The following is a 13,145-nucleotide window of genomic DNA, read 5'->3' as shown; positions in this document are numbered from 1 at the left end:
CCCTTGCCGCTTGACCGGCAGCTGATCGGCTTCGCCGACGCGCTCCGCAAGGAGGGCGTCGCGATCGGGACGTCCGAGCTCAACGACGCGTTCGCCGCGCTCGGCGAGATCGACTGGGTGCGACAGGGGCCGTTCCGCGAGGCGCTCGCCGCGACGCTCGCCAAGTCGCCGGAGGACCGGCGCGTGTTCGAGCTCGTCTTCGAGCGGTACTTCTTCCGCGCCGCCGAGGGCGCGGCACTCGAGCACGGGGTCCGCGAAGGCGGCGCCGCCGGCGAGGATCCGGACGGCATCACCGGTGGCGAGCGGCTCGACTACGAGGCGCTGCGCGAGCAGATCCTCGACGCGATCCGGCGCGGCGACGAGGCCGCGCTGCGCGACCTCGCGCGGCTGGCGATCGCCGCCTTCGGCCGTCGCGGCGAGGGCTCCGGGGTGCTCGGCGTCGACGTGCAGCGGATCCGCCGCGCGCTCGGGCTGCGCTCGGAGCCCGGCGGGCTGGTCAAGGGCGAGGGCGCGCCGATGGAGCTCACCCGCGAGCAGATCCGGGAGTTCGAGCAGCACCTGCGGCGCGAGCTCGAGCGCGCGCAGATCGAGCGCACCCAGGCGCTGCCGCCCTCGCGCCCGCTGACCGAGCTGGACCGCCAGCTCCCGACCGGCCCCGCGCAGGACCTCGCGGCGGTGCACCGGGTCGTGATGCAGCTCAAGCGCCGGCTCGCGACGCAGGGCCACCAGGCGCGCGGGCGCAAGCGCCACGCCCACGTCGACGTCCGGCGCACGATGCGCGCCTCGCTGGAGACCGGCGGCGTGCCCGTCGTGCTCAAGTTCCGCCCGAACCGCCCGCGGCGGCCGGAGCTCTACGTCCTCTGCGACGTCTCGACCTCGGTCACCAGCGCGAGCGTCTTCTTCCTCTCGGTGTTGCACGCGCTGCACGACAGCTTCCGCCGCATGCGCTCGTTCGTCTTCGTGGAGCGGATCTCCGAGGTGACCGACGTGTTCGCCCGCGAGCGCTCGTTCAAGGCGGTGTCGGACGCGATCTCCAAGGACGCCGGCGTCGCCGACGTGTCCGGCTACACCGACTACGGCCGCGTCTGGCGCGAGTTCCTGCAGCTGGTCGAGGACGACCTGCACCCGCGCGCGACGGTGATCGTGCTCGGCGACGCGCGCACCAACGGACGCGATCCGCGCGCGGACGTGTTCGCCCACATCGCCGAGCGCGCCGGCCGCACGTTCTGGCTCAACCCCGAGCCGCGGCTGTACTGGAACTACGGCGACTCGGTGATCGCCGCCTACGAGAAGCACTGCGACGCGTACGAGTGCTGGACGACGCCGCAGCTCGAGGACTTCGTGCGGGCGCTCACGCGCCCGGCGTACGCGTGAGCCCGCCGGGCGAGACGGACGCCGATCGCGGACTCGACTTCGGTGCCGCCGCCAGGCGCGGCGCGTTCTTCGGCGTCGTCGCGGTCGCCGCCGCCGTGCTCGTGGCGACGCTGCCGGGCGTCGACGACGTGCGCGACCGGCTCGCCGCGGCCGAGCCGCACTGGATCGCGGCCGCGGCGGTCTGCGCGGTCGGCTCGATGCTCGGCTTCGTGCGCGCGCTGTGGGCCGTGTTCGACCGCGTCGTGCCGTGGCGGCGGGCGCTCGTGCTGGGACTGGCGGAGCAGGGCGCGAACGTCCTGCTGCCCGCCGGCGGGGCGGGCGGGCCGGCGCTGGGCGCGTACGTGATGCGGCGCCTCGGCGTGCCCGGACGGCTCGCGACCGAGCGCCACGCGGCGCTGTTCCTGGCCACCAGCGCGGTCTCGTTCTTCGCGCTCGCGCTCGCGGGGACGCTGACGTCGGTCGGGGTGCTGCCGAGCGACGTCTCGCTGCCCTGGCGGCTCGTCCCCGCCGCGGTCGCGGCGGCCATCATCGCGCTGGCGGTCGTCTACGCGCGGCTCCCGGCTCCGGCGAAGCCCGCGCGCGGGCGCATCCGCACGGCGGCCTGGCGCGTGCGGCGCTTCGTCCACGGCGGCATGCATACGACCTACCACCTGCTGCGCCACGGCGATCGCTTCCTCGCGGCGGGCGCGATCATGTACTTCGCCTGCGACGTCGGCAGCCTCGGCTGCGCGTTCGAGGCCTTCGGCGGCGGCGGCCCGCCGGTCGGCGACTTCGTGCTCGCCTACGCGCTCGGCCACGCCGGCGCGCTGCTGCCGACGCCGGGCGGCGTCGGCGGAACCGAGGGCGGGCTGATCGGCATGTTCGTCGTCTACGGCTCGCCGCTCAGCCTCGCCGCGGCGGCGGTGCTCGGCTACCGCGTCTTCCAGCTCGCCCTGCCCGCGATCCTCGGCGCCGGCTGCCTGCTGCGCGTCCGCCACGTGCTCGCGCACCCGCCGCCGCGGGAGCTCGTCGCCGCGCGCTTCGAAGGGCTGGATCCCTAAGGATCACTCCTGCGCGAGCGCGGCGCACTCCGTCGCTCGCGCGGCGAGCAGCTCACGCTCGCGGGTGTTGCGCGTCATCGCCGCCGCCCGCTCGAACTCGGCCCGCGCCTCGTCCCAGCGCCCGAGCCTGGCGAGCAGGTCGCCGCGGACGCTCGGCAGCAGGTGGTAGCGGTCGAGCTCGCCACCGGCCGCGAGTGCGTCGACCGACTGCAGGCCGATCTCGGGACCGAACGCCATCCCGACCGCGACGGCGCGGTTGAGCTCGACGACCGGCGAGCCTGCGACGCCCGCGAGCAGCTCGTAGAGCGCGGCGATCCGCACCCAGTCGGTCTCCTCGACCGACGGCGCGCGCGAGTGGCAGGCGGCGATCGCCGCCTGCAGGTAGTACGGCCCGACCGGCCGCCCCAGCGACTCGGCCCGCTCGAGCGCCGCGAGCCCGCGGCGGATCAGCAGCCGGTCCCAGCGGCGGCGATCCTGATCGGCGAGCAGCACCGGCTCGCCCCCCGGGCCCGTCCGCGCCGCCTGCCGCGAGGCCTGCAGCTCCATCAGCGCGACGAGCCCGTGGACCTCGGGCTCGTCCGGTGCCAGGCCGGCGAGGATGCGCCCGAGCCGCAGCGCCTCCTCGATCAGCGCCGGCCGCATCCAGCCCTCGCCGGCGGTTGCCGAGTAGCCCTCGTTGAAGATCAGGTACACGACCTCCAGCACCGAGGCGAGCCGCGGCGGGAGCTCGTCCGCGGACGGAACCTCGAAGGGGATCCCCGCGTCGGCGAGCGCGCGCTTCGCGCGCGAGATCCGCTGGCCGACGGTCGCGTCGGGGACGAGGAACGCGCGCGCGATCTCCGGCGTGCTCAAGCCGCCGAGCATCCGCAGCGTCAGCGCCACCCGCGCCTCGACCGAGAGGATCGGGTGACAGCACGTGAACATCAGGCTCAGCAGGTCGTCCCCGATGTCGTCGTCCAGCTCGGCGTCGACGTCCGGCTCCGGGCTCGCGACGCCGAGGTCGCGAGCGAGGAGCGCGTACTTCTCCTGGAGGGTCGTGTCGCGTCGCATGAGATCGATCGCCCGGTGCTTCGCGGTCATCGTCAGCCACGCCCCCGGGTTGGGCGGGATGCCCGTCGACGGCCATCGCTCGAGCGCGACCACGACCGCATCGTGGGCGAGGTCCTCGGCGAGGCCGACGTCGCGGACCAGGCGGGCGACGTTGGCGATCACGCGCCCCGACTCGATCCTCCAGATCGCGTCGATCCGCGCGCGGGTCGCCTCCACCCCGCTACTCCGCGACGGTCTGCTCCGGCGGCACCTGCGAGAGCTTGCGTGCCTCGGCGACCTCGGGCGAGTAGTCCGACCCCTCCCCGATCTGCCGCACCTCGATCGTGCCGTCGCCGATGGGCGCCCGCGACGCCCACTCGACGGCCTCTTCCTTCGAGCGCGCCTGGATGATCCAGTAGCCGCCGACGAACTCCTTCGCCTCGGTGAACGGTCCATCCGTGACGGTCGGGCGCTCGCCGCCCTTGAACGTCAGCCGGGTCGCCTGCGATGGGGGGAGCAGTCCGTCCAGCGCCAGCAGCGCGCCGGCCCGGCTGAGCTCCTCGTTGTACTTGTTCATCGCCTGGACCCGCTCGAGCGTCGGGCCCTGGTCGCTCTCGCCCGGGTACACGAACAGCATGAAGCGCATCCATGCGAGTCTACGTTCCTCAGGCGCCGGCGGGGGTCATGCGCAGGCCGAGCATGCCGCCGCCGAGGACCGTCGAGTCGACGATCTTCAGGTCGTGCTGCTCGCCGGCGTCGCGGAACAGGCGGATGCCCTTGCCGCGGACGATCGGCGACACGAGCAGCACGTACTCGTCGACGAGGCCCTCGTCCATCAGGCCCTGGACCAGCGACGGGCTGCCCCAGACCAGCACGTTCTGGTCCTGCTTGAGCGCGCGCACGCGCTCGAACACGTCGCCGTCGACGATCGTCGAGTTGTTCCAGTCGGCGCGCTCGAGCGTGCTCGAGACGACGTACTTGGGCATGGCGTTGAACTTGTCCGAGAACAGGTCGCCGGAGCGCGACGGCCACGCCGCGGCGAAGCCGTCGTAGGTGACGCGGCCGAGCAGCATCGCGTCGGCGTCCTCGAGCACGTCGGAGTTGTACGCGCCGGTGTCCTCGCTCTGGAACTTCATGGACCACAGGTGCGGGTCCTCCACGACGTTGTCGAGGGTGACGAAGCAGGTGACGGTGAGCTTTCCCATATCTCCGCCACGAACGGCGGCCGGCGCTTTCGACGGCGGCCGCCGTTCTGGCGCGTTGTCGCTCACTAGCGCATGAACGGCGGGGCGGGCAGCCGGCGCAGCTTCCGCGCCGAGAGCGTCTGCGGCTGCGCCGGCGTGGCGAACGGCGGCGCCTGCCGGCAGACCGTGCCGGCGGCGGGGAGCATGAGCGTGGCCAGGTAGCTCTCGATGCCCGTGTCGACGCAGTCCGGGCTGCCGGTCTGATAGGCGGTGTGACCGTCGCCGTTCATCGTCAGCAGGCGCGCGTTGCCGAGGTCGGCGACCAGCCGCTGCGCGCCCCGGTAGGGCGTCGCGGGGTCGTAGGTCGTCGCGACCACCAGCGGCGTCTGCGCGCTCTTGGGAATCCTGAACGGGCCGGTGTAGGCATCCTGCGCGCGGATCGGGAAGAGCGCGTCGTTCATCTCGACGTAGCCGTTGTTGAACCAGAAGTCCTCGTTCTGGCTCCATGACTGGGCCCCGTCGTGCATGTAGACGTCGAGATCGCGCGGGTAGCGCTGCTCGGCGGCGGTGATGAGGAAGAAGCGGTCCGACAGCGGGTCGTACTCGCCCGTCTGCGGGTCGCGCTCGTAGAAGTCCTCGTCGACGAGCTGGCGGATGCCGGAGCCGTCGCCGCCCTGCGCCATCGCGAGCGCGACGGCCAGCGAGTCCCAGCGCTTGGTCGAGTACAGCTCGCTGCTGGCGGCGGCCCGCAGGTCGTCGCCGTCGACGGGCTTCGGGTCGGGCTTGTAGCCGGTCGCCGGCAGCGGCGTCGCGTCGAGCTGGGCGGCGAGCCGGTCGAAGGCGCTCTCCGGGTCGTCGCCGCCGAAGCCGTGACAGCGGTCCTGGTGGGCCGCGCAGGCCTGCAGGAAGCGGCCGAACGCGCGCTCGAAGCCGGCGGTCTGCTCGGCGGTGTCCTCCAGCGGGTCGTTGATGTAGCGGTCCGCGTCGACCGGGCCGTCGAGCACCATCGCGCGGTAGTGCGTGGGGAACAGGCTCGCGTAGGTCGCGCCGAGGAACGTGCCGTAGGAGAAGCCGAGGTAGTTGAGCTTGCGCTCCCCCTGCGCCGCGCGGATCGTGTCGAAGTCGCGCGCGACGTTGGCGGTGGAGAGGTACGGGAGCGCGCCCGGGTTGAGGTCGATGCAGCGCTGGATGTAGCGCTTGGCGCGGCCGACGAGGTCGTTCTTCTGCGCCGTGAACGGGGTCACGAACGGCTGCGAGTACAGGCCCTGGATCTGCTCGTCGGCCACGCAGTCGACCGCCGGCTTGCTCTCGCCGACGCCGCGCGGGTCGACGCCGATCAGGTCGAAGCGCTTGTTGAGCTCGGGGAAGAGGTCCGCGCCGAGGACCTCCAGGTAGACCGCCATCGGCGCGCCGGGACCGCCGAAGTTCAGGAACAGCGAGCCGACGCGGTGCTGCGGGTCGGTCGCCGGCGACTTCGCGACGTGGAGCGTGAACTGCGGGCCCGCCGGGGCGTCGTAGTCGCGCGGCACCTTGTAGTCCGCGCACGTCACGCGCGCGACCGAGTCGGATCCGCACGAGCTCCACTGCAGCGGTTGGTGCTGTGCTGCTCCGGCGCGTGGCGCGAGCGCGAGCAGGGCGGCGACGGTGAGGCACGGCAGCAGCCGCGACGCTCGGGGCATGGGTCCTCCCTCGTGGTCTGCGGCCCGGAGTATCTGCGCGGCGCCGCGGGCGCGCCGTCGAACCTAGGACCGGCGCGCCCTGTACGCCCGGACGGGCGACGAGATGCCCTTGAGCTTCTTGCGTCCCGCGTCGGAGAACGCGAACGCGTCACCGGCGGCGTCCTTGATCTCCTCGGTGACGAGCACGCTGGACGGCCGCGCGCGGGTCGTGAGGCGGCTTGCGAGGTTGACCGGCGCGCCGAACCAGTCGCCCCAGCGGTGCACGGCCTGGCCGCACGCGACCCCGGCGCGCAGCGGCGGGAACGCCTCGTCCTCGCCGGCGAGCTCGACGAGCTTGAGCGTGCAGTCGAGCATCGGCTCGGGCTCGGGGGCGACGAGCATGACCGCGTCGCCGATCAGCTTGACGATGCGGACGGGCGGGTCGCACGCCTCGGCGGCGAGGTGGCTCAGGCGGCCCGCGACCGAGCCGAGCTCCTCGACCGGCACGCTCTCCCCCAGCTCGGTGAAGCCGACGAGGTCGGCGAACGCGATCACGGCCTGCTGCGCGTCGCCGTGCGAGCCGGTGCGGCGCTGCTCCTGCGTGACGGCGTCGGTCCTGAGGACCTGCTGCAGGTGGGTCGCGTAGACGTGCTGCAGCCACGGGCCGGCGAGCGGCAGCAGCCGCTCGGCTACGGCGGCGTAGCGGTGCGCGAGCTCGTGCTCGTCGAGCCCCGGCTCCATGAACGTGCGCGCGACCAGCGCGCGCGTGGCCTCGGCGTAGCGCGCCATCCCCTGCCCGAGCACGCGCGTGACCTCCAGCGCGTCCTCGTCGTCGAAGCCGGCCTGGCGATGGAGCGCGCCGAGCTTGGCGGCCTCCAGGTCGTGGTCGCCGAACACGCGCTCGTCGAGGCCCGGGACGGGCAGCCCCAGCGCGCGCCAGCTCGCCGCCAGCATCCCGATCTCGACGCCCGACATCTCGGCCACCTCGCGAGCGGTGTAGCGCTCCTCTGAGGAGAGCAGCCGCGACACGGGCGCGAGCACGAGCTTGTCCTCGGCGACGAGTCGCCGCAGCTCCTCGAGCGGGACGCCGTCGGCGTGCAGCTCGTCGAGCAGGCGCGCGCGGGCGGCCTTCGCCGCATCGTCCTCGAGCCCGTCGAGCAGGCCTTCGGCACCCCAGTCCATGTGGGCCGGGAAACTAACGGCGGGAGGTCCGGCGCGCGCCGGACCTCCCGCCGAGCGACGTGCGGCTAGCCGCCGAAGTCGTAGCGGGTGAAGTCCGCGCCGAAGCCGATCACGACGTCGTCGGCCCCCGCCGCGAAGTCGTCCGCCGGGATCGTGTTCGTCGACGAGCCGCCGTTGTCGACGCTGATCGCGCTGATGGTCGCGTTCGGGTTCGCGGCGATGATCTCGTCGAGCGTCTTCGGGTGGCCCTGGTTGGTGCCGTCGGTGAGCGGGCGGGTGCTCCACCACTTGCCCTCGAGCGTGTCGAAGCTGTAGCGCTGGTTGAGCACCACGGGCCCCTGCATGTAGGGCTCGAAGACGAGGTTGGTGAACCCGCTCGGCGTGTTCGTCTCGGCCTTCAGCAGCGTCACGTGGATCGCCGGCGCGCTCACGTCGTTGCCTGACGGGCGCTTGAGGACGCGGAAGTCGTAGCTCAGCGTCTTCAGCGTGCTCAGCGGCACGTTGTCGTAAGCGTGCGCGAGGCCGATGGCGCCGCTCGGCGTGTCGCCGTCGAAGCCGCCGTGGAGGCGGAGCTCGCCGCCGGCGAAGTTCGCCGCCGGATTGGTCTCCGTGCCGCCGCCGGTGAAGGTCCAGCCCGCGTCGTTGTTCGCGTTCACGAGCGTCGCGGGGTTCAGACCGTCCTGGCCCTTGTCGCCCTTGTCGCCCTTCTGCGGAGGCGAGCCCTGGACCGTCGCTCCGGTCGCTCCGGTGTCGCCCTTGTCGCCCTTAAGGCCGGGCGTGCCCGCCGAGGCGAGCGCCTTGCGCACGCCGGACGAGAGGCGCTCGCTGCCGATCGTGCCCTTCTTGATGTCGCGGCCCTGGATCGTGCCGTCCTTGATCTTGCCCGACGTGATCAGCGACCCGGCGGCAGCGGTGCCGGTGAGGCCGAGGACCACCGCGACAACCCCGAGGATCACCCCGGGCGTAATGCGCTTGCGCATTTTCCCCTCCCTGTGCTGCGCGGGGCTCCCATGCCCCGCGCTCCGTTGTGTTCGGCGGTCGAACCTACTGAGTTCGCTCAGCGGTTCTATAGCGACGTAAGCCGGCTGACCGAAAATGGACAAGTGGACGATGCGGTCCTTGCTGTTACGCTCCAGCCAGCTGAAAACGCGGGTGCTGCCGGACGGCGGCTGAGATTGCGTCCAGGAACTCCGACGCGGGCCGCTTGAACCTGTGGGGTAATGCCCGCGGAGGGAGCGATGCAGACGGATGTTGAGGCTCCTGCGACGGAGCCTCTCGACATTCAGGACGGCGCGGTCGTGGTGGCCGGGGTGCGCAAGGCCTACGGGCCGGTGGTCGCGCTCGACGGCGTGGACCTGCGGGCCGCGCCGGGCGAGGTCGTCGCCGTGGTCGGGCCGAGCGGGTGCGGGAAGTCGACGCTGCTCGAGCTCGTGTGCGGGCTGGCGGCCGCCGACGCCGGCACGGTGCGTGCGGCTCCGGCGGCGCTGATGCCCCAGCGCGACGGGCTGCTGCCGTGGCTGAGCGCGCTCGACAACGCGGCGCTGGCGCGCCGCGTGGCCGGGGATTCCAAGGCGACCGCGCGGACGCGGGCGCATGGGCACTTCGCGGCTTTCGGGCTCGAGGGCTTCGAGCGCGCGCGGCCGAGCGAGCTGTCCGGCGGGATGCGCCAGCGCGTCGCGTTCCTGCGCACGCTGCTGGCCGGGCGGCCGGTGCTGTGCCTCGACGAGCCGTTCGCGGCGCTCGATGCGCTGACCCGCGGGCAGGCGCAGGGCTGGCTGGCCGAAGCGCTGGCGCGCGAGCCGCGGACCGTGCTGCTGGTGACCCACGACGTCGAGGAGGCCGTGCTGCTCGCCGACCGCGTGGCGCTGATGTCCGCGCGGCCCGGCCGCGTGGTGCGGACGATCGACGTCGCGCTGCCGCGGCCGCGCGCGAGGACCGACCTCGCGGTGGTCGAGCTCCGCGAGCGCGCGCTGGCCGCGCTGGGGGCGGCGTGATGGCCGGCGGAGCCGCCATCGAGCGCCGCGAAGCGCGCGGCCGCGTGCCGAGCCGCCGGCGAGGCCGCGCGGACTGGCTCGCGCCCACGCTCGTCGTGCTGGGCGTGCTCGCGATCTGGGAGGCGGTCGTGCGCGGCGGCCTCGTCGACCCGCTGCTCCTCCCCGCCCCGACGCACGTCGCCGAAGCGCTGTGGACCGACCGGAGCCTGCTCGCGCCCGACCTGCTCACGACCACGTGGGAGGTCCTGATCGGCCTCGCGCTGTCGCTGATCCTCGGCGCCGGCCTCGCGGTCGCGATGCACCTCAGCTCGCCGGTGGACAAGTCGCTCCGGCCGCTCGTGATCGGCTCGCAGGCCGTGCCGATCCCGGTGATCGCCCCGCTGTTCGTGTTCGTGCTCGGGTTCGGGCTTGCGCCGAAGGTCCTGATCGTCGCGCTCGTGTGCTTCTTCCCGGTCACGATCAACGTCTACGACGGGCTGCGCGACTCCGATCCGGACGCGCGCAAGCTGCTGCGCTCGCTCGATGCGACGCGGTGGCAGCGGCTGCGCTTCCTCGAGGCGCCGTCCGCCCTCCCCGCCGCCTTCACCGGCGCCAAGATCGCCGCCGCCGTCGCGGTGATCGGCGCCGTCTTCGGCGAGCTGTCGGGCTCGGACTCCGGGCTCGGGCACCTGCTCGTCACCGCGAACGCCGGGCTTGCCACGCCGCGGCTGTTCGCCGCCACCCTGCTGCTGTTCGCCGAGGCGATCGCCCTCTACGCCGCGTTCGCGGCGCTCGAGCGGCGCGTCGTCTCCTGGACCCCGAGAGCCAACGCATGAGACGCATCGTCATCCTCGCCGCGGTCGTCGCGGCCGTCGCCGCGTGCGGCGAGAAGCCCGAGCCGACGGCCGGGACGAAGGCTCCCACGGAGCCGTTCACGGTCCTGCTCGACTACGTCCCCAACGCCGACCACGCCGGGATCTACGCCGCGCAGGCCGCCGGCCTGTACGCCAAGGCCGGGCTGGACGTGAAGATCCAGGCGCCGCCGGACCCGTCCGCGCCGCTGAAGCTCCTGCAGGCCGGTCGCGCCGACGTCGCGATCTCCTACGAGCCGGAGCTGATGCTGGCGCGCGACGCCGGCGCCGACGACCTCGTGGCGGTCGGCGCGCTCGTGAACGAGCCGCTGACGGCGCTGATGGCGCTGCCGGCCGCCCACGTCCGCTCGCCGAAGGACCTTGCCGGCAAGCGCGTCGGCACCGCCGGCATCCCGTACCAGACGGCCTACCTCAAGACGATCCTCGCCAAGGCGGGCGTGAGCGGCGTCAAGGAGACCAACGTCGGCTTCAACCTCGTGCCGGCGATGCTCTCCAAGAAGGTCGACGCGACGCTCGGCGCGTTCTGGAACGTCGAGGGCGTCGACCTCCAGCGGCGCGGCTCCAAGCCGGTGATCCTGCGGATGCCGGACCTCGGCGTGCCGACCTACGACGAGCTGATCCTCGTCGCCCGCCACAAGGATCTCAATGCCGCCGGCGCCTCGCGCCTGCGCCGCTTCCTGCAGGCCACCGCGGCCGGCCACCGCGTGCTGCAGGAGGACCCGAACGCCGGCGCCGACGCGCTGGTCAAGGCCGACAAGACGCTCGATCGCGCGCAGCAGCTCGCGCAGATCCAGGCGACGCTGCCGGCGTTCTTCCCGAAGGACAAGTCGAGGCCGTGGGGCTACATGGAGCCCGCCGAGTGGGCGCTCTACGAGCGCTGGATGCGCGAGAACAAGCTGCTCACGCGGCCGCCGTCCGAGGCACCGCCGCTGACGGACGAGTTCCTGCCCGGGGAATCGGTCGGCGGGGCCGAGCAAGGCGGCTGAGCCGCAGGTACTCCCCCGCGAGGCCCGCCCACGGAGCGTAGGGCTCGAAGAACGCGTGCACGTCGTCCACCTCGGCGTGCACGCCGTTGAGCCGGCCGACGAGCTTGAGATAGCCGAGGTCGCCGGCCGGGATGACGTCGAGGCGCCCGAGGCCGTGCAGCGCGAGCATCTCGACGGTCCACGGCCCGATCTCGCGGATCGCCAGCAGGCGCGCGAAGACGCCGGTGAGCGGCGCGCCCGCCGTGCCGTTGACGGCGGTGCCGGCCGCCCAGTCGATCCTCCCCGCCGCGACCTCCGCCGCGGCGCTCCGCATCGCGAGCGCGCGCTTGGCGGCGAGCCCGAAGGACTCCAGCAGCGCCGGCGCCTGCTTGGCGATGACCGCCGCGGCCGGTACGTCGCGCAGGCCGGTGCGCGCGCAGCGCGGGCCGAGCGCGCGGATCATCCGCCGCTGGATCAGCACCGCGCGCTGCAGCTCGATCAGCTGCTCCGTGATCGCCCACGCGAGCGTCTCCCACGGGTCGGGCGAGCGCCGGACGCGCAGGCCCGGGTACGCGCGCACGGCGGCGCCGATCACCGGGTCCTCGCGGAAGCGCTCGTGGAACGCCTGCAGGTCGTCGTCCACCCCGACGGCGAAGCGCATGCGCGCGATCCCCGCGCGGGCCAGCTCGTCCGACGCGGCCCGCGCCGCGAAGACCACGCGGTCCGGCGACGGCTGCGCGACCGCGACCACGACCTGCTCGCCGCCGATGTGCAGCAGCCGGATCAGCCCGTCAGCGCGCCGGCGCAGCAGCCCGTCCATCGACGCCCGGCCGAGCCGGAACGTCCACAACGGGCGGACGACCTCCCGGACGAGCACCTCGCCGGGAAGCGCCAGCCGGCCCGCGAACGGCCGTCCGCTCAATCTCGCCGGAGCAAGTGGACGTCGACCAGGAACGAGTTCGAGGACACGATCTCCCCGAGCGCGCCGACCTTCTTGCGGCGCCGCTTGGCGGCCTTGCGCGCGCGCCGGCGCGTGACGACCGCGGCCGTCGTCACGCCGACCGCGAAGCCCGTCGCCGCCAGCGCCGCCGCCTGGACCGCGGGCACGGCCGGCAACCGCCCCTCCGGCGCGCCTTCGACCGCTCCCGGCTCCCCGGCCACGACCGGCAGGCCGTCCACGACCTCGGCTTCGACTTCAGCGTCCTCGTCAACCACGAGGAAGAGACGTTACCGGCTGCGACGGACGTGCATGGTGCCGAACACGCGATCCCAGTACGGGGCGCTGATGCCGAAGCCGCGCTCGTCGTCCTGGAAGTGGTGGCGCATATGGAGCTCCCGAAGCCACTTCCCCATCCCCGTGCGCGGCGTGTGGTGGTGCAGGTGGTAGTGGATCATGTCGTAGAGCAGGTAGCCCGCCAGGAAGCCCGCGCCGAAGGCCGTCGCCCGGTCGCCGCCGAGCACGACGACGAACAGCGCGTAGAAGACCAGCGCCAGCGGGATCGACGCCGCGGGCGGCATGACGAGCCGCAGCGGGTCGTTCGGATGGTCGTGATGGACGCCATGGACCATCCAGTGCAGGCGGGCACCGACGCCGTGGTCGGGCTCGAAGTGGAAGATCACGCGGTGGATCCAGTACTCCGCGAGCGTCCACAGCAGGTAGCCGCCGACGGCGAAGCCGAGCGAGCGCAACAGCCCGAGCCGATCGATGCCGAGCGCGAGCAGGATCGCGATCGCCGGGCCGAAGAGCACGAGCGGCACGAGGTGGTGGACGCGCGTGAAGCGATCCAGCAACCCCGACTTGAACATCGGCGGAGACGCCTTCAGGTACTCGCTTCGATCCATAACGCAAACCCTACATATAAGGGCGC

Annotated in this window: 14 protein-coding genes; 5 read left to right on the top strand and 9 right to left on the bottom strand. The window is 73.1% G+C overall.

The annotated features are described in order from the left end of the window. The first annotated feature begins 3 nt into the window (after positions 1-3). Positions 4-1,374: a VWA domain-containing protein gene (locus H958_RS37210; protein ID WP_051324235.1), complete on the top strand. Its 1,371-nt coding sequence runs from the start codon at positions 4-6 to the stop codon at positions 1,372-1,374. After that, a complete protein-coding gene (locus H958_RS0113855) occupies positions 1,371-2,414 on the top strand; it encodes a lysylphosphatidylglycerol synthase domain-containing protein (protein WP_028059106.1) in 1,044 nt (347 codons plus the stop codon). The genes H958_RS37210 and H958_RS0113855 overlap by 4 nt, the downstream gene beginning before the upstream one ends. A gap of 3 nt (positions 2,415-2,417) precedes the next feature. Here H958_RS0113855 and H958_RS0113850 read toward each other — a convergent pair whose 3' ends face one another. The 6 genes from H958_RS0113850 to H958_RS37195 form a co-directional block, all read right to left on the bottom strand. Then, positions 2,418-3,680 carry an RNA polymerase sigma factor gene (locus H958_RS0113850; RefSeq protein WP_028059105.1) on the bottom strand — a complete coding sequence of 421 codons (1,263 nt, stop codon included), beginning with the start codon at positions 3,678-3,680 and terminating at the stop codon, positions 2,418-2,420. A gap of 4 nt (positions 3,681-3,684) precedes the next feature. Beyond that, positions 3,685-4,089 carry a YciI family protein gene (locus H958_RS37205; RefSeq protein WP_037410115.1) on the bottom strand — a complete coding sequence of 135 codons (405 nt, stop codon included), beginning with the start codon at positions 4,087-4,089 and terminating at the stop codon, positions 3,685-3,687. 19 nt (positions 4,090-4,108) lie between these two features. Continuing rightward, positions 4,109-4,648 carry a dihydrofolate reductase family protein gene (locus H958_RS37200; RefSeq protein WP_037410113.1) on the bottom strand — a complete coding sequence of 180 codons (540 nt, stop codon included), beginning with the start codon at positions 4,646-4,648 and terminating at the stop codon, positions 4,109-4,111. Positions 4,649-4,713: 65 nt separating this feature from the next. Then, positions 4,714-6,306 carry an alpha/beta hydrolase gene (locus tag H958_RS0113835; RefSeq protein WP_028059104.1) on the bottom strand — a complete coding sequence of 531 codons (1,593 nt, stop codon included), beginning with the start codon at positions 6,304-6,306 and terminating at the stop codon, positions 4,714-4,716. 63 nt (positions 6,307-6,369) lie between these two features. After that, a complete protein-coding gene (locus H958_RS0113830; protein WP_028059103.1) occupies positions 6,370-7,467 on the bottom strand; it encodes an adenylate/guanylate cyclase domain-containing protein in 1,098 nt (365 codons plus the stop codon). Positions 7,468-7,532: 65 nt separating this feature from the next. Beyond that, on the bottom strand, positions 7,533-8,447 hold the full coding sequence (locus tag H958_RS37195; RefSeq protein WP_156027973.1) for a hypothetical protein: 915 nt from the start codon (positions 8,445-8,447) through the stop codon (positions 7,533-7,535). 258 nt (positions 8,448-8,705) lie between these two features. On the opposite strand from H958_RS37195, the gene H958_RS0113820 reads away from it, so the two are divergent. Genes H958_RS0113820 through H958_RS37190 form a run of 3 tightly spaced genes read left to right on the top strand, consistent with a single transcriptional unit; the run spans position 8,706 to position 11,298 of the window. After that, positions 8,706-9,461, top strand: coding sequence for an ABC transporter ATP-binding protein (locus H958_RS0113820; RefSeq protein ID WP_051324301.1), 756 nt, complete (start codon positions 8,706-8,708; stop codon positions 9,459-9,461). Next, positions 9,461-10,276, top strand: coding sequence for an ABC transporter permease (locus tag H958_RS0113815; RefSeq protein ID WP_081685863.1), 816 nt, complete (start codon positions 9,461-9,463; stop codon positions 10,274-10,276). The genes H958_RS0113820 and H958_RS0113815 overlap by 1 nt, the downstream gene beginning before the upstream one ends. Beyond that, complete coding sequence (locus H958_RS37190) at positions 10,273-11,298, top strand: ABC transporter substrate-binding protein (protein WP_051324234.1); 1,026 nt, start codon at positions 10,273-10,275, stop codon at positions 11,296-11,298. Before H958_RS0113815 ends, H958_RS37190 begins: the two co-directional genes overlap by 4 nt. Here the strand turns inward: H958_RS37190 and H958_RS0113805 are convergent. Genes H958_RS0113805 through H958_RS0113795 form a run of 3 tightly spaced genes read right to left on the bottom strand, consistent with a single transcriptional unit; the run spans position 11,213 to position 13,119 of the window. Next, on the bottom strand, positions 11,213-12,199 hold the full coding sequence (locus H958_RS0113805) for a DNA-3-methyladenine glycosylase family protein (protein WP_028059100.1): 987 nt from the start codon (positions 12,197-12,199) through the stop codon (positions 11,213-11,215). The genes H958_RS37190 and H958_RS0113805 overlap by 86 nt on opposite strands. Then, positions 12,196-12,492, bottom strand: a complete 297-nt coding sequence (locus H958_RS0113800; RefSeq protein ID WP_028059099.1) for a hypothetical protein — start codon at positions 12,490-12,492, stop codon at positions 12,196-12,198. Before H958_RS0113800 ends, H958_RS0113805 begins: the two co-directional genes overlap by 4 nt. A 12-nt stretch (positions 12,493-12,504) precedes the next feature. Continuing rightward, complete coding sequence (locus tag H958_RS0113795; RefSeq protein WP_037410110.1) at positions 12,505-13,119, bottom strand: sterol desaturase family protein; 615 nt, start codon at positions 13,117-13,119, stop codon at positions 12,505-12,507. Positions 13,120-13,145 lie beyond the last annotated feature (26 nt).

Origin of the sequence: Candidatus Solirubrobacter pratensis (genome assembly GCF_000425945.1) — a bacterium.
GTDB classification, from domain to species: Bacteria; Actinomycetota; Thermoleophilia; order Solirubrobacterales; family Solirubrobacteraceae; genus Solirubrobacter; species Solirubrobacter pratensis.
This window is presented reverse-complemented; position numbering and strand designations above follow the sequence as displayed.

Coding starts and splice junctions, on each gene's coding strand:
- H958_RS37205 (WP_037410115.1), bottom strand. CDS start 4,089: ATGCGCTTCATGCTGTTCGTGTACCCGGGCGAGAGCGACCAGGGCCCG.
- H958_RS37200 (WP_037410113.1), bottom strand. CDS start 4,648: ATGGGAAAGCTCACCGTCACCTGCTTCGTCACCCTCGACAACGTCGTG.
- H958_RS0113835 (WP_028059104.1), bottom strand. CDS start 6,306: ATGCCCCGAGCGTCGCGGCTGCTGCCGTGCCTCACCGTCGCCGCCCTG.
- H958_RS0113830 (WP_028059103.1), bottom strand. CDS start 7,467: ATGGACTGGGGTGCCGAAGGCCTGCTCGACGGGCTCGAGGACGATGCG.
- H958_RS37195 (WP_156027973.1), bottom strand. CDS start 8,447: ATGCGCAAGCGCATTACGCCCGGGGTGATCCTCGGGGTTGTCGCGGTG.
- H958_RS0113820 (WP_051324301.1), top strand. CDS start 8,706: ATGCAGACGGATGTTGAGGCTCCTGCGACGGAGCCTCTCGACATTCAG.
- H958_RS0113815 (WP_081685863.1), top strand. CDS start 9,461: ATGGCCGGCGGAGCCGCCATCGAGCGCCGCGAAGCGCGCGGCCGCGTG.
- H958_RS37190 (WP_051324234.1), top strand. CDS start 10,273: ATGAGACGCATCGTCATCCTCGCCGCGGTCGTCGCGGCCGTCGCCGCG.
- H958_RS0113795 (WP_037410110.1), bottom strand. CDS start 13,119: ATGGATCGAAGCGAGTACCTGAAGGCGTCTCCGCCGATGTTCAAGTCG.